Raw genomic sequence first — 14,056 nt, forward strand, 5'->3', positions numbered from 1 at the left:
GGCGTCACCGTCAGGGTGTCGCGTCGGGCTGTCCGGACGCGACGACCGGCGCCGGTGGCAGCACTTCGCGCAGGATGTCGGCGATGGTGACCACGCCCGCGAGTCGGCCGTCCCGGGTGATGACGGCGAGCTGTTCGCTCGCACGGCGCATCGCGGTCAGCGCTTCGTGTACGAGGGTCTCGTGATCGAGGGTGAACGCCCGACGGGAGACGTCCGCGGCCGGCCGTTCGGGGGCGTCCAGGAGGACATCGCGAACGTGGACGACGTGCGTGGTCGCCCCGCGGACGAGGATGCGCATGTGTCCCGACGCCGACGCGGCGTCGCGGATGTCGCCGACGGTCGCACCGTCATCGACTGCGCTCAGCTCGGCGTCGGCGTGGAGGAGGGACCCGATGGTACGGGTCCGGAGGTCGATGACTCCGGCGAGCGGTGAACGGTAGGACTCTTCGAGCGCGCCGACCTGCGTGGAGTGCTCGACGAGCTGGCGGACGGCATCCACGTCGAGGCCGCCCGCGGCCGCTCGGTCGACCGGCTCCACGCCGCTGGCGGCGACGAGGCGGTTGGCGATGCGGTTCACCCAGAGCAGCAGGGGCCGGAACACCCACACGAACGCCCGGGAGGGGATGCCGATGAGCTTCGCGGCACGCTCCGGGTGGGCGATCGCCCACGACTTCGGCGCCATCTCACCGACCACCAGGTGCAGGAAGGTCACGACCAGCAGCGCCACCGCGAAGGCCACGACGTCGGCGCCCCATTCGGGAAGCCCCCAGGTGAGCAGGATGGGCGCGATCGCCTTGTCGACGGCGGGCTTGGTGACGGCGCCGAGCGCGAAGGTGCACGCGGTGATACCCAGCTGTGCGCCGGCGAGCATCAGGGTCAACTCGTTCGCGCCCTTCAGCGCGGCCCGTGCCGAACGGCTGGTCTGCGCCTGTTCCTCGAGTCGGTGACGCCGCACGGCGAGCAGGGCGAACTCGATGACGACGAAGAAGGCGCTCAGCGCGATGAGGGCGATCGTGATCGCCACGACAAGACCGGCGCTCATCGCTCCCCTCCCTCGGCGTCCGGGCCGTCGGTGCGATCTCGAACGATCTCGACCTCGACGACGGACGGAACGTGCCGCGCCACGGAGAGGACGCGGGCCCGCAGGACCCGCACGACGGGCTCATCGGCGATCAGATCGGCGGGGTCGGCGTCGATCCGGACGTCGAGGCTCGCCCCGAGGTCTGGGAGTCCGCCGGCCTGCGCGATGAGCAGGCCCGCCACGGTCTCGTAGTCACCCGCGGGGAGCTCGACGCCCACGGCCCGTTCCACCTCGTCGATGTGGACGTCCCCGCCCATGCGCCATCGACCGCCGCCGAGCGGCCGCACGATCTCGGTGGCACCCTCGTCGTGTTCGTCGGTGACGTCGCCGACGACCTCCTCGGCGAGGTCTTCCACGGTCACCACGCCCGCGAAGACGCCGTACTCGTCGATGACGCACGCGAGCTCGTTGCTCTCCGCGGTCATCGTCGCCAGAGCCTGTGGCAGCGGCATGAGGGTGGGGACGATCGTAGGGACGCGCATGATGTCGGCCACCGTCCCGTCGTCGCCGGCCCGCAGCACGTCGACCATCTCCACGATCCCCACCGGTTCATCGTCGACGACCACCGGGTAGCGGGTGTGACCGGCGACCATCGTCTTTCGCAGCTCCGACAGCGGCAGCTCGGGTGAGACGGTGTCGGCGCGGTGCCGAGGGATCATCGCGTGTTCGACATCACGCTCGGGGAAGTCGAGGATGCGGTCGATCATGAGCGAAAGGTCGGCGGGGAGGTCGCCCGTCTCCCGCGACTCCGCCACCAGATGCTCCAGGTCATCGGCGGTCGCGCTGCTGTCGACGTCTTCGACCGGTTCGATGCGGAGCAGCCGCAGCAGAGCCTCCGCCGCGCGGTCGAACACGATCACCAGCCAGCCGAACGCGCCCAGGTAGATCAGGGTGGGCCGTGCCAGCGCCTTCGCCAGCGGATCCGGCGAGGCGATGGCGAGGTTCTTGGGGTAGAGCTCCCCGAAGATCATCTGCACGATCGTGGACAGCGCCAGGGCGATGATCGTGCCGATGGTGATGCTGATCGCGGGGTCGACGCCCGCACCGCCGAGGAGGGTGCCGAGGGATTCCCCCACGAGCGGCTCGGCGACATAGCCGATGAGCAGGCCCGTCACCGTGATGCCGAGCTGCGCGCCCGAGAGCATGAAGGAGGTGCGGCGGGTGACCCGGAGGGCGCGTGCCGCCGCGGCATCCCCCTCGTCCGCGCGGGCCCGCAGTCGAGATCGGTCGACCGACATGAAGGCGAACTCCTGCGCGACGAAGAAGCCGTTGGCGACGATGATCGCCAGGATCGCGAGAATCCCGAGGAGCAGGGTGAGGACCGCGATCAGCATCGACTCAGAGCTCGACGTTCACGAGCACCGGTTCGGGCTGGAGCATCAGTCCGAACTCGGCGTGCACGCGCGCGCGGATGAAGCGCGCGAGCTGGGCGATCTCTGCAGCCGAGGCCCCGCCGCGGTTGGTCAGCGCCAGGGCGTGCTTGGTCGACAGTCCCGCCCGGGACGGCGCGAGCCGGAAGCCCTTGCGCAATCCGGCCTGCTCGATGAGCCACGCCGCGCTGACCTTCACGTCTGGCTCGCGTGTTTCGGGGGGAGGGACCACGCCGTCGAAAGCGGCGAGCGGGATGATCAAGACGGGGTCGATGTCGGGTTCGACCGGCCAGCGCGGGCACTCCGGGGGCAGCGTGCGCGCGACCGGGGCGGGCACGACGATGTTCTGGAAGAACGACCCGGCGCTCCAGGTGTCGGGGTCCTCGGCATCGAGCACCATCCCCTTGCTCGCGCGGATCTCGAGGATGCGCGTACGGATGTCGGCGAGGGTGGCGGTCCCTCCGTCACCGAGCCCGAGCGCGGTGCGCAGCTGCTCCCCGGCGACCGGGCGCGGCGCCGGTCCGACATCAGCCAGATCGAAGGTCGCGGAGAGGATGACCGCTGACCTCTCGGGGACGGAGCCGTAGTGCGCCTTCAACACCGACGTGCGGAATCCGAGTCCCAGCTCTTCGGTCGGAACCGTGGAGATGTCGCCCGTCGACTCGTCGATGAGGTCGACCTCGACGAGGGTCCGGACCACCTCCTGACCATACGCGCCGATGTTCTGCACGGGCGCAGCACCGACGGTCCCCGGGATGCCCGACATCGCCTCGAGCCCCGCGAGCCCCTCGGCGACGGTGTGCGCCACGAGCTCGTCCCAGCCGTGTCCCGCCTGCACCCGCACCCGTACCCGACCCTCGTGCGGCGACGGGAGCCGCTCGATGCCGCGGGTGAGCACGCGGATGACGGTGCCCTCGAGATCGTCGTCGCCGACGAAGAGGTTCGAGCCGCCGCCGAGGACGAGCCACTCATCGCCCGTCGCCCACACGAAGCGCAACGCCTCGACGAGGTCCGCCTGTGTGCGGGCCTCGACCATCCGCTCGGGAACGCCCCCCGTGCGCAGGGTGGTCAGCTCAGCGAGAGGGACGGGCGTGACGTCGACCATCAGACCCGTCGGACCCGGACCTGCGCCTTGCCGAGCACGGTCGTGTCGGCGTGGCGAACGGTGAGGTCGATGCGTGCGGTGTCCTCGTCGACGGCGCCGACGACAGCGACCACGGAGAGCTGCGCGCCGTCGTCGGGGTCGACGACGACCGGTCGGGTGAATCGCACCCCGTACTCGACGATCTTCCCGCTGTCGCCGAGCCAGGGGACGAGGGTCTCGACGGCGAGCCCCATCGTGAGCATGCCGTGCGCGAGCACCCCGGGGAGGCCGACGCGCGTCGCGACGTCGTCACGGTAGTGGATCGGGTTGAAATCGCCGGAAGCACCGGCATAACGCACGAGTGTCTCCCGGGTGAGGTGGACGGTGCGCTCGGCGACCTGGTCGCCGACGTGGAGATCGGTCGCGCCCATCAGTCTTCGCCTCCCACCAGGAGGACCGAGACGGCGGTGACGACGTGAGCTCCGTCCGCATCGGTGATCTCGGCTTCGCTTGTGACCATCGCTCCCTTACCGACCGCTCGCACGCCCGAGATGGACAGCTGGGCCGTCAACTCGTCACCGGCGACGATCGGGCGGGTGTAGCGGAAGCGCTGCTCGGCGTGGATGAGGCGCTCCAACGCGATGCCGCTGTCCTCCACCGCCAGCAGCTGCTGCAACGTCAGATCCTGGACGACCATCGCGAAGGTCGGCGGCGCGACGACGTCGGCGTAGCCGAGCGCGCGTGCCGCATCCGGGTCGGTGTGCTGGGGGTCGTCGGCGAAGACCGCACGCGAGAACTCGCGCACCTTCTCGCGACCGACGAGGTAGGGGGCCGTCGGCGGAAAGCTCCGGTCGACCAGCTCGGGGTTCACTGCCACACCGTCATCCTACCGAGGGCCACCGTCTCGGAGGCGGCGTCAGCGGCGGCGACCGCGGATCGCTCGCATCGCCATCTGCACCGCGATGACGACCAAGAACGCCGCGAACAGCATGTTCCCGACGAACGGGTCGACGAGGGTGGCGATGAGCGCACCGATCGCGGTGGTGGCGCAGGCCGCACCGCCGACCAGCGCGGCGGCGACGAGATCGACGTTCTTGCGGCGGACGTTGCCCACGGTTCCCGACACGGCCGTGGGGATCATCATCAGCAGAGAGGTTCCCTTGGCGAGCAGGTCGCTGGTTCCGAAGAGCAGCACCAGGGCGGGAACGATGATGACGCCGCCGCCCACCCCGAGGAGCCCCGCGAGGATGCCGGTGATCACCCCCAGCGCGACGAGGGCGATCCCGGTGAGCCAGGTCAACGGGAGCCCCGCCTCGCGGGAGGGGATCACGAAGAACAGGCTCACGATGACGACGACGAGGAATCCGACGAAGCCCCATCGGAGGACCGTGATGGGCAGCTTCGCGAGCAGCCACGTGCCGATCTGCGCGCCGACCACGGCTCCGGCGGCCAGGATGAGCGCCGGGATCCAGGCCACCGACCCGTGGACGGCGTAGGAGATGACACCGACCGTCGCGGTGGGCACGATCGCCGCCAGCGACGTTCCCGCCGCCAGGCGCTGATCGAAGCCGAGGATGAGCATCAGGAGCGGCACGATGACCGTGCCCCCGCCGACGCCGAAGAGCCCGGAGAGGAGCCCGGCGAGCGCGCCGACGAGAAGGCAGGTGACGATGAAGCGCGGCGTGCGCGCGCGGACGGCGGCCTCGCTCATTCGACCGACGCGTCGTCGATGAGCCAGGCGTCGCCCTCGGCCACGAGCACGTACGTGTAGTCGTCGCGCGCGGGCTCGGGTTCGGGGAGCGGGGCCCCGGCCTCGTCGACGCTGGACAGGTAGGTCTCACGTGTCTGCAACACGATCTGGGCGCCGTCGGTGTCGATGGAGGTGACGGTCAGTTCGTATCCCGATGTGGTGGCGCCGAACTCGGCTGCACTGGTCTGGAACGACTCGCAGTCGGGGATCCCCAGGTAGTCCCGGAAGCTCTCCGTGGTCGAGGCCTCGTAGGCGTCGCAGTCGCCGGTGCGCCAGGCGTCGTCGTAGGTCTGCACCGTGGCGACGGCCGCGCGCTCGTCAGGGCTGTCCCCCGCCGAGGAACCACCTCCCTGCATCATGCCGAGCGCGAGCGGGATGAACACCGCCGCGAGCGCGACGATGCCCAGGAGCACCACACCGACGACCACCCAGACGATCCACAGTCGCGACGTCTTCGGCTCGGTCGCCGAGATGAACGCACCGCCGACGCCGGCTCCGGGGTAACCCTCCGGCGGTTGCCCGGAGACAAGGGCGTCGGCGTCGGGCGAGGCCGGCGCCTCGGGTCGCGTGTCGACCGGCTCTCCCCCGTCGTGCGCGACAGGAGCTGCGGTCTCGATCGGCTCGGCAACGTGCACGTGCTCGGTCCACTGGATGCCGTCCCACCAGCGCAACGCGCCGTGTCCGTCGTCGTACCAGCCGGGTGGGGTCGCGGTCATCTCGCCAATCCATCCATGGGCGCACGGGTCGCGCCGCGTTCCCACCTTACCGGCGGCTCCTGGCCGCCCTCATCCGGTGCCGACAGCGGCGAGACGGCGAGATGACATGCGGGGTCACCTCTCTCGACGATTTCCCAGGGAGCGGTATCATTCCGCGGTGGGGGGTCCGACTCTCTCTGCGTGCCGTCTGTCCCCACGACTGCACATACCTCGCATGACAGCCGAAAGGACGAAAACAATGGGCTTCTGGGAGAACTTTTTCGACGTGATCTGGTGGTTCCTGTTCGCTTTCGCGTTCATCGCCTACCTCTTCGCCTTGTTCGCCATCATCGGCGACCTGTTCCGCGACCACAAGCTGAGCGGCTGGTGGAAGGCGCTGTGGATCATCTTCCTGATCTTCGTGCCGTTCCTGACCGCACTGGTCTACCTCATCGCCCGCGGCAAGGGCATGGCCGAGCGCAGCGCCGCCGAGGCGCAGCAGGCCCGCGCCGCCACCGACGCCTACATCCAGCAGGTCTCGGGCGGCAAGAGCCCGGCCGAGGAGATCGCCCACGCCGCCGAGCTGCTGAAGGCCGGCACCATCACCACCGAGGAGTACGAGAAGCTCAAGGCGAAGGCACTGTCCTGATCCGCTGATCCACTCCGCGAAGGCCGTCACCGATGGTGGCGGCCTTCGTCGTCCGCCGGAGCGTCAGCGCCGGGCCACCACGGCATCCCACAGCGCGTCGGCGACCTCGCGCTTGGTGCCCTGCCGTTCGGCCACGACCGCGCCGTCGGGTCCGAGCACGACGACCGCGTTGTCGGTCCGGTCGAAACCGCGGGTCCAGCCGACCTCGTTCACCACGAGGAGATCCACCCCTTTGCGCGCACGCTTCCCGCGGCCTCGCTCGAGCAGGAGTTCACGGTCGGGCTCGGTCTCCGCCGCGAAACCGACGACCATCTGCCCGTCGCGGCGCGCGGCGGCGAGACCGGCGAGGATGTCGGGATTCTGCACGAGATCGAGGGTGAGGCCCGCGTCACCCTTCTTGGACATCTTGACGGCGGAGACCTCGGCGACGCGGTAGTCCGCGACCGCGGCGGCCATGACGATGACCTCCGCCGACGACGAAGCGGAGGTCATGGCGTGCTGCAGCTCCTCGGCCGTCCCGACATCCACCACCCGGATGCGTGGGTGACGTCGCACGCGGTCGGCGACATCGGTGTCGGCGTGGGCCAGCACGACCGTCACGTCGGCACCGCGGTCCGCAGCAGCCAGCGCCACGGCGACGCCTTGCCGTCCGCTGGACCGATTGCCGAGGTACCGCACCGGATCCAAGGGTTCGCGCGTGCCACCGGCGCTGACGAGCACGCGAAGACCGGCGAGATCGTGCACCCCGGGCACGGCGAGGGCTGCGTCGGCGATCTCGTCCGGCTCGCTCATCCGCCCGGGTCCGCTGTCGCCGCCGGTCAACTCGCCCTCGGCCGGACCGACCACGGTCACGCCGCGCTCACGCAGAACGGCCACGTTGGCCACGGTGGCCGGATGCCGCCACATCTCGGTGTGCATCGCGGGCGCCACCACGACCGGTGCGGTGGTCGCGAGTAGGGTGGTGCCCAGAAGGTCGTCGGCGAGACCCGCGGCCATCTTCGCCAGGACGTTCGCCGTCGCCGGAGCCACCACGACAAGCTCGGCGGACCGTCCCAGCGAAACGTGCCGCACGCGGGCGACATCCTCGTGCACCGACGTCGTCACCGGGTTCCTACTGATCGCCTCCCACGTGGTCAGACCGACGAAGTGCAGCGAGTCCTCGGTGGGGATCACGTGGACGTCGTGGCCGGCTCTCACGAGACGGCGCACGAGGTGGACGGACTTGTAGGCGGCGATGCCACCGGTGACGCCGACGACGATGAACACGTTCCGATCCTCCCACCGCATCCGCCGACAAGACCGCAGGAGAACCGATGTGCACCGTGATCGTGAGTGTTCCCGCCGGAGCGGGCGGCCCGACCCGCCTGCTCGCGGTCCGCGACGAAGACCCGGAGCGACCGTGGAATCCGCTCGGCCGGTGGTGGCCGGAGCGTGATCCGGACATCGTCGGCGTGCGGGATGCGCGCGCCGGCGGCGCGTGGTTGGCCGCCCGCCCCGATGCCGGACGACTGGCGGTCCTGCTCAACCGAGCGGATATCGCGGACCGCACGGCCGTCGACCTCTCCTCGCGCGGCGCTCTCCCCCTCGACGCCGTGGCGGGGAGAGTGCCGGCCTCTCCGCCGCGCATGCACGGGTTCAACCTCCTCGACGTCGAGGGCCCCCGCACCCGCGTGACGTCGTGGGACGGGCATGCCCTGCAGACCCGGTTCCTGGAACCCGGGGTCCACATGCTCGCGCACGACGATGTCGATGACGAAGGCACCGCGCGCATCTCGGCATGGCTCGCGACCTTCCGGGCCGCGACGACCGAGACGCCGGACGCCGAGTGGATCGCGGCGTGGCTCGAGGTCCTCGACCTGTCCGCGGAGCTCTCGCCGGTCGATGACCGCGCGATCATCCGCGACAACCGCCCGCACGGCTACCCCACGCAGTCCCTCCTGCTCTGCACGGCCGAGGTCACCCCGCACCACGTGGATGTGCGATACGGCGAGCTGGCCGAACCGTCGCTGTGGAGCCGTCCCGCCCTCCGTTGACACGGCGCACCCGCAGCGGGCCCGCCGCCTCCCGCCACGCTCGCGGCGCTATGGACCCGGCTCGCTCACCACGACCGGAACCGTGGTGCCGGGCACGGGCGATGCCACCCCGCTGATCAGCGCACCGACCACCGCGACGGCTGCGACCGCCGCGACCGCCGTCGATCCCCAGAGCATTCGGCGCCTTCGCGTTCGGCGCCGCGCCGCCCGCCTGCCTCCGACCGCACTCGGCGCGCGACCGTCGGCGTGCACCGGCCGACGCTGTCCCGCGAGCGCCGCCGCTGCTGCGACGACCTCATCGGCGGTCGGCCGCGTCCGAGGGTCGGGGCTGGTCATCCACCGAATGAGGCGCGCCCACCGCCTCCCCACCGATTCGGGCACCTCCGGCGGGCCCGCCAGCCGTGCCGCGAGGGCGGAAGGGTCGTCCGAGGACGGGAACGCGCGCCTCCCCGTCAGGGCCTCGAGCGCGACCAGCCCGAGCGAGTAGACGTCGCCGGCCGGAGACGGTTCGGCTCCCCGAACCTGCTCGGGCGCGAGGTACGCGGCGGTGCCCATGACCTCCGGGCGCGAGGGACCGGTCGGGTCGTCGCGATAGTAGGCGATCCCGAAGTCGGTCAGTTTCGCACGCTGCGGCTGTCCGGGAAGCTCGGCGGGGGCGAGGAGGACGTTCGAGGGCTTCACGTCTCGATGGACGATGCCTCGCGCGTGGGCGGCGCGGAGCGCCGCGGCGAGCTGCATCGTCACTGCGGCGACCTCGGGCGCCGGAAGCGGGCCGCCGTCGAGGCGGTCGGCGAGCGTCGGACCGTCGACGTATTCCATGACGAGGAATTCCGTCTCGGCGCACCCGACCCGGGCGTCGTACAGCGTGACGATCGAGGGATGTTGCAGTGACGCGAGCAGCGCCATCTCATCGCTGACTCGCGTGCGCGGGCCGGTTCCCCGATGCGACCGCACCATCTTCACGGCGACGGGACGGCGCAACGTCTCGTCTTCGGCGAGGTGAACGTCAGCCATTCCTCCCACACCGATGCGCGAGCGGAGGCGGTAGCGACCGGCCAGAAGCGTCGGATCGATCGCTTCGGTGGGTGCGCTCATCGGGCCTCATCATGTCGGGGGATGATCCGACGCTAGCGGGGCTCGGCGCCGGCGCGGCGGCCTTGACGCCGGAGCCATCCCCGCTGTATGCGGGCGGATACGACAAAACCCCCGGGTGGAGCCGGGGGTTTTGAGTAGCAGGAGCGGGGCTTGAACCCGCGACCTCACGATTATGAGTCGTGCGCTCTCACCAACTGAGCTACCCTGCCGCGGCGCATCCGCGGAGGAATGCTGCGAGCCCCGAGTCAGGATTGAACTGACGACCCCTTCCTTACCATGGAAGTGCTCTGCCACTGAGCTATCGGGGCGTGCTGCCCGCGCGCGGGCAACTAGAAGAGGATATCAGGTCTCCGGCATCCTCCAGAAATCGACATCACCCGCCGGCGTGCTCACGCAACCACGGAATGGGGTCGATGGCGGTCTCGCCGCCCATCAGCACCTCGAAGTGCAGGTGAGCACCATACGAACGGCCCGTGTTGCCGACCAGGCCGAGCGTCGTTCCGACCTCGATCTCCTGACCGACCTGCACCTGGATGGACCCGTACTGCATGTGGGCGTAGTGCGTCGAGACGAGCTCCCCATCGATGACGTGATCGACGATCACGTGCACACCGTAGGCGCCGCCGGATTCGGTCGCTTCGCGCACCACGCCGTCGGCGACCGCTTGGATGGGCGACCCGTCGCCGGGCACGAAGTCGACGCCCTCGTGAAGCGCGCCCCAGCGGTAGCCGAAGCCCGAGCTCATCGGCACGCCGACCGCGAACGGCCACTGGATGTCCGCGTTCGGGTCGTTGTAGAACAGGTCCGACGTGTTGGCGATCCCGGACTCGGCGGCAAGCTCGGCATACGTCTCGGTGCCGTAGCTCTCGCTGCGCTGGATCTGCAGGTTCTGGACGCCCTCCGGGGCGACGTAGGCCTGGATCTGCTCTTCCTCCGCAGCGGTCAGGTCTGTGGTTCCGGGGGCGACGACGACACTCGCGACGCTCTCCCCCGTCGCGGCGGCGAGCGCCTCTGCGGGGGTGGTGGTGCCGACAGCCAGGAGCGTGACCGCACCCATGACGCCGACCGAGAACGACGCGGCGGCGAGCCGCTTGAACGCTGCACCCTCGAAACGGCGCCGCGCCCGATGTCCGGCCACGGCGACACCGATGTCCGCTGTTGCCTGTGCGGGGTCGTCCGGCGTGGACGCAGCGTGCGGCTGGACCGGGGTCTCGCGGGTGAAGTTCAACCGGCGCGCTGCGGACTCGAAGGCGTCCGCGTCGAGGTCGTCCGCATGGACGCCCTCGGCGGGAACACCCGGGGCGGGCACACCCGGGGCGGCCTGATCGACACCCGCGACCTCTGTCACGGTGACGTGCGGCTGCGCGGCGCGGGTGGTGGCCAGCGGGGTCGTGACGGGAGCCGCCTCGTCGACCGGGATCGCGCCGGTGACCGACCGGGCGGCACGCGCCGCGCGGCGGGACAGCGGCGCGGCCGGCTGCGGCGATGCCGGGATCATCGGCGTCTCGATACCGCCCGACGACGACGCGACGGATGCATGCGGTTCCGCTGATTCCGGAGACGCCGCCGCGCCGCGGCGAGTCGCCGGCGCGGCAGCCGGCATCTCTCCCGGGGTCGCCTGGGCGTGCGCACGGTGAGCACGGCTGGAGCGCCGAGTGGGCGCGGGCTCAGCCATGGGGGAATCGGGAAGCAAGCGGGTCGGGCTCTCGGGTCGAGTCGCGGGGGAGGCGACGGTTGTCGGGGGGGGCGACGCTCCTCACCGTTCGGGCGGTGAAAAGTAACGATCGGGTAAACACCCTACCCGCGAGAAGCTGAGAACTCCATCCGTGGACACGCGGTTCGCGGGATCCGGATCCGAGGGACGCGGGTCAGCCGCGATCTGTCGTCGCCTGCTCGAGCGCCCCGAAAAGATCGGGACCTGCGGCGAGCGAAAGCGGGCGGGCGTCGTCATCGACCCATGCCACCTGACCACCGGCCTCCGTGACGAGAAGGTCGGCCGCCGCGTGGTCCCAGGGCTTCAGTCCTCGCTCGAAGAACCCGTCGACGCGCCCGGCTGCGACGTAGGCGATGTCGAGCGCAGCGGCACCGATGCGGCGGATGTCGCGTGCGAGCGGCATGATGCGACCGACCAGCGCAAGGTCGGTGGCGTGGGTGGCCGCGTCGTAGCCGAACCCGGTCGCGAGCAGGGCACCCGCCTCCCCCGGCGCGGGGTTCACCGCCAACCGGCGACCGTCGAGCCAGGCTCCGTGGCCGGCTGCGGCGTGGAAGAGCTCGCCGTGAGCGGGGCTGTAGACGACACCGGCGAGGACGTCCCACCGGCCGGGCTCCGGCGTGCCGGCGACGGCAGCGACACTGGTCGCGTACGCGGGGATCCCGAAGGCATAGTTGACCGTTCCGTCGATCGGATCGACGACCCACGTGATGCCGGAGGTCCCGACATGCGATCCCCCCTCCTCCCCGAGGAACCCGTCGTCGGGTCGCGCGACGGCGATCCGCTCGCGAATGAGGGCTTCGACCTCGCGGTCGGCTTCGGTGACGATGTCGGCCAGCGCCGACTTGGTCGCCGCGATGGCGACCCCTTCCCCTCGGCGGCGGCGAGCGAGGTCTCCGCCTTCTCGGGCGACGGCGATCGCGATGGCCTCGAGTTCGGCGGCAAGCGTCATACTTCCACGCTATACGTCTCACCGTTAGCGTGAGGGCATGGTCACCGCCGCCACGCACACCCATGACGTCGTGATCGTCGGAGGCGGGCACAACGCTCTCGTCGCCGCGGCGTATCTCGCCCGCGACGGGCGATCGGTGGCGGTCGCCGAGGCGCTCCCCCACGTGGGCGGCGCCGCCGTCTCGGAGCAGCCATGGGACGGTGTCGACGCGCGATTGTCGCGCTACTCCTATCTGGTCAGCCTCCTCCCCCGGCGGATCATCGACGATCTGGGACTGAGCCTGAGACTGACCCGGCGGCGGTACTCCTCGTACACTCCGGACCCGGTTGATCCCCGCCGCGGAATCGTCGTGGACACCGCGGATGCCCGGGCGAGCGCGGAGTCGTTCCTGCGCGTCACGGGAGACCACCGTGAGGCCCCACGGTTCGAGGCACTGTACGGCCGCATCGCTCCCATCGCCGCGGCGACGTTCCCGACGATGACGGAACCCCTCATGCGCGCCTCGCAGATGCGCGGGCGGTGGGCGGACGACCACCTCTGGCATGCCCTGGCCGAACAGCCTCTCGGCGGTCTCGTGCGGGAGGCGGTGGTGTCCGACATCGCACGGGGGATCGTCCTCACGGACGGTCTCATCGGGACGTTCGCCTCCGCGGACGACCCGTCGCTGCGGCAGAATCGCTGCTTCCTCTACCACGTGATCGGCGGCGGGACCGGAGACTGGGATGTGCCGGTCGGGGGGATGGGGCGGGTCAGCGGAGAGCTCGAGCGCGCCGCCCGCGCCGCCGGCGCACAGATCCTGACCTCTGCCCCGGTGACGTCGATCTCCCCCGACGGCGAGGTCCATGTCGCCGGCGATGCTCCGCGGGTGCTCAACGGACGCGTCGTGCTGTGCGGGGTGGGTCCGGCGGTCCTGTCGCACCTGCTGCGCGGCGGGGGCGCCGGCGCGGACCTGCCCGCGATTCCTCCCCCTGAGGGCGCGCAGCTGAAGGTGAACATGCTCCTGCGCCGTCTACCGCGGCTCCGCGACCAGTCCGTGTCACCGGAGGCGGCCTTCTCCGGGACCTTCCATGTCAACGAGACGCTGTCGCAGCTCGAGGCCGCGGTCCGCAGCGCGGCGGCGGGCGCCGTACCCGACCCCCTGCCGGCAGAGATCTACTGCCACTCGCTCTCGGACCCGTCGATCCTCGGACCGGCTCTGCGGGCGTCGGGAGCACAGACCCTGACGCTGTTCGGTCTGCACACGCCGCACCGTCTGGCCTCCGGGAAGGACCCCGACCGGTATCGCGCGGAGCTCCTCCAGGCGGCGGAACGTTCCCTCGCCGCCGTCCTCGACGAACCGCTCTCGGACTGCCTCCACACGGACGCCGAGGGGGCACCGTGTATCGAGGCGCGCACGACCGTCGACCTGGAGGATTCATTGGGGATGACCGCCGGCGACATCTTCCACGGACCGCTGTCCTGGCCGTGGGCAGACGACGACGAAGAGCTGTCGACGCCGGCCGAGCGGTGGGGGGTCGCCACGCCGTACGAGCGAATCCTGCTGTGCGGTTCGAGTGCTCGCCGCGGTGGGGCGGTGAGCGGCGTGGGCGGCCACAACGCGGCGATGGCCGTCCGCGAGATGCTCGACGCCTGAGGG

The 14,056-nt window shown here is 70.8% G+C and carries 14 protein-coding genes and 2 tRNA genes; 3 read left to right on the forward strand and 13 right to left on the reverse strand.

Annotated elements, in window-relative coordinates:
• Positions 1 to 10: 10 nt before the first annotated feature.
• From RZO50_RS01145 to RZO50_RS01175, 7 genes are read right to left on the reverse strand one after another with little or no spacing between them, the layout of a single operon-like run.
• Positions 11 to 1,042, reverse strand: a complete 1,032-nt coding sequence (locus RZO50_RS01145; RefSeq protein ID WP_322597876.1) for a hemolysin family protein — start codon at positions 1,040 to 1,042, stop codon at positions 11 to 13.
• Complete coding sequence (locus RZO50_RS01150; protein WP_322597877.1) at positions 1,039 to 2,415, reverse strand: hemolysin family protein; 1,377 nt, start codon at positions 2,413 to 2,415, stop codon at positions 1,039 to 1,041. The genes RZO50_RS01145 and RZO50_RS01150 overlap by 4 nt, the downstream gene beginning before the upstream one ends.
• 4 nt (positions 2,416 to 2,419) lie before the next feature.
• A complete protein-coding gene (locus tag RZO50_RS01155; RefSeq protein ID WP_322597878.1) occupies positions 2,420 to 3,556 on the reverse strand; it encodes a UDP-N-acetylmuramate dehydrogenase in 1,137 nt (378 codons plus the stop codon).
• Complete coding sequence (locus RZO50_RS01160) at positions 3,556 to 3,966, reverse strand: MaoC/PaaZ C-terminal domain-containing protein (protein ID WP_322597879.1); 411 nt, start codon at positions 3,964 to 3,966, stop codon at positions 3,556 to 3,558. The genes RZO50_RS01155 and RZO50_RS01160 overlap by 1 nt, the downstream gene beginning before the upstream one ends.
• Positions 3,966 to 4,412: an FAS1-like dehydratase domain-containing protein gene (locus RZO50_RS01165; protein ID WP_322597880.1), complete on the reverse strand. Its 447-nt coding sequence runs from the start codon at positions 4,410 to 4,412 to the stop codon at positions 3,966 to 3,968. Before RZO50_RS01165 ends, RZO50_RS01160 begins: the two co-directional genes overlap by 1 nt.
• A 39-nt stretch (positions 4,413 to 4,451) precedes the next feature.
• Positions 4,452 to 5,246, reverse strand: a complete 795-nt coding sequence (locus RZO50_RS01170) for a sulfite exporter TauE/SafE family protein (RefSeq protein WP_322597881.1) — start codon at positions 5,244 to 5,246, stop codon at positions 4,452 to 4,454.
• Positions 5,243 to 6,001, reverse strand: coding sequence for a DUF2510 domain-containing protein (locus RZO50_RS01175; RefSeq protein WP_322597882.1), 759 nt, complete (start codon positions 5,999 to 6,001; stop codon positions 5,243 to 5,245). The genes RZO50_RS01170 and RZO50_RS01175 overlap by 4 nt, the downstream gene beginning before the upstream one ends.
• A 238-nt stretch (positions 6,002 to 6,239) precedes the next feature.
• On the opposite strand from RZO50_RS01175, the gene RZO50_RS01180 reads away from it, so the two are divergent.
• Complete coding sequence (locus tag RZO50_RS01180) at positions 6,240 to 6,629, forward strand: SHOCT domain-containing protein (RefSeq protein ID WP_322598714.1); 390 nt, start codon at positions 6,240 to 6,242, stop codon at positions 6,627 to 6,629.
• A 63-nt stretch (positions 6,630 to 6,692) separates the two neighbouring features.
• Here the strand turns inward: RZO50_RS01180 and coaBC are convergent, their stop codons facing one another.
• The gene (coaBC, locus tag RZO50_RS01185; protein WP_322597883.1) at positions 6,693 to 7,895 is read right to left on the reverse strand and encodes a bifunctional phosphopantothenoylcysteine decarboxylase/phosphopantothenate--cysteine ligase CoaBC; all 1,203 of its coding nucleotides are present in this window, start codon (positions 7,893 to 7,895) and stop codon (positions 6,693 to 6,695) included.
• 47 nt (positions 7,896 to 7,942) lie between these two features.
• On the opposite strand from coaBC, the gene RZO50_RS01190 reads away from it, so the two are divergent.
• Complete coding sequence (locus RZO50_RS01190; protein ID WP_322597884.1) at positions 7,943 to 8,662, forward strand: NRDE family protein; 720 nt, start codon at positions 7,943 to 7,945, stop codon at positions 8,660 to 8,662.
• 48 nt (positions 8,663 to 8,710) lie between these two features.
• On the opposite strand, the gene RZO50_RS01195 is transcribed toward RZO50_RS01190, so the two are convergent.
• From RZO50_RS01195 to RZO50_RS01215, 5 genes are all read right to left on the reverse strand, one after another.
• Positions 8,711 to 9,757: a serine/threonine-protein kinase gene (locus tag RZO50_RS01195; RefSeq protein WP_322597885.1), complete on the reverse strand. Its 1,047-nt coding sequence runs from the start codon at positions 9,755 to 9,757 to the stop codon at positions 8,711 to 8,713.
• A 135-nt stretch (positions 9,758 to 9,892) separates the two neighbouring features.
• A tRNA-Met gene (locus tag RZO50_RS01200) sits at positions 9,893 to 9,966 on the reverse strand.
• A gap of 27 nt (positions 9,967 to 9,993) precedes the next feature.
• Positions 9,994 to 10,065: transfer RNA gene (locus tag RZO50_RS01205), tRNA-Thr, on the reverse strand.
• A gap of 65 nt (positions 10,066 to 10,130) precedes the next feature.
• A complete protein-coding gene (locus RZO50_RS01210; protein ID WP_322597886.1) occupies positions 10,131 to 11,255 on the reverse strand; it encodes a M23 family metallopeptidase in 1,125 nt (374 codons plus the stop codon).
• Between the two features lie 370 nt (positions 11,256 to 11,625).
• Positions 11,626 to 12,420 carry an inositol monophosphatase family protein gene (locus tag RZO50_RS01215; RefSeq protein ID WP_322597887.1) on the reverse strand — a complete coding sequence of 265 codons (795 nt, stop codon included), beginning with the start codon at positions 12,418 to 12,420 and terminating at the stop codon, positions 11,626 to 11,628.
• Between the two features lie 37 nt (positions 12,421 to 12,457).
• On the opposite strand from RZO50_RS01215, the gene RZO50_RS01220 reads away from it, so the two are divergent.
• The gene (locus tag RZO50_RS01220) at positions 12,458 to 14,053 is read left to right on the forward strand and encodes a phytoene desaturase family protein (protein ID WP_322597888.1); all 1,596 of its coding nucleotides are present in this window, start codon (positions 12,458 to 12,460) and stop codon (positions 14,051 to 14,053) included.
• Positions 14,054 to 14,056: the final 3 nt, after the last annotated feature.

This window comes from Microbacterium xanthum, from assembly GCF_034531355.1.
GTDB lineage: Bacteria > Actinomycetota > Actinomycetes > Actinomycetales > Microbacteriaceae > Microbacterium > Microbacterium xanthum.

Excerpts from the sequence above, each read along its gene's own strand:
- RZO50_RS01155 (WP_322597878.1), bottom strand. The coding sequence starts at position 3,556 with ATGGTCGACGTCACGCCCGTCCCTCTCGCTGAGCTGACCACCCTGCGC.
- RZO50_RS01190 (WP_322597884.1), top strand. The coding sequence starts at position 7,943 with ATGTGCACCGTGATCGTGAGTGTTCCCGCCGGAGCGGGCGGCCCGACC.
- RZO50_RS01170 (WP_322597881.1), bottom strand. The coding sequence starts at position 5,246 with ATGAGCGAGGCCGCCGTCCGCGCGCGCACGCCGCGCTTCATCGTCACC.
- RZO50_RS01220 (WP_322597888.1), top strand. The coding sequence starts at position 12,458 with ATGGTCACCGCCGCCACGCACACCCATGACGTCGTGATCGTCGGAGGC.
- RZO50_RS01180 (WP_322598714.1), top strand. The coding sequence starts at position 6,240 with ATGGGCTTCTGGGAGAACTTTTTCGACGTGATCTGGTGGTTCCTGTTC.
- RZO50_RS01195 (WP_322597885.1), bottom strand. The coding sequence starts at position 9,757 with ATGAGCGCACCCACCGAAGCGATCGATCCGACGCTTCTGGCCGGTCGC.
- RZO50_RS01160 (WP_322597879.1), bottom strand. The coding sequence starts at position 3,966 with ATGGGCGCGACCGATCTCCACGTCGGCGACCAGGTCGCCGAGCGCACC.
- RZO50_RS01210 (WP_322597886.1), bottom strand. The coding sequence starts at position 11,255 with ATGATCCCGGCATCGCCGCAGCCGGCCGCGCCGCTGTCCCGCCGCGCG.
- RZO50_RS01145 (WP_322597876.1), bottom strand. The coding sequence starts at position 1,042 with ATGAGCGCCGGTCTTGTCGTGGCGATCACGATCGCCCTCATCGCGCTG.
- RZO50_RS01150 (WP_322597877.1), bottom strand. The coding sequence starts at position 2,415 with ATGCTGATCGCGGTCCTCACCCTGCTCCTCGGGATTCTCGCGATCCTG.
- RZO50_RS01215 (WP_322597887.1), bottom strand. The coding sequence starts at position 12,420 with ATGACGCTTGCCGCCGAACTCGAGGCCATCGCGATCGCCGTCGCCCGA.
- RZO50_RS01175 (WP_322597882.1), bottom strand. The coding sequence starts at position 6,001 with ATGACCGCGACCCCACCCGGCTGGTACGACGACGGACACGGCGCGTTG.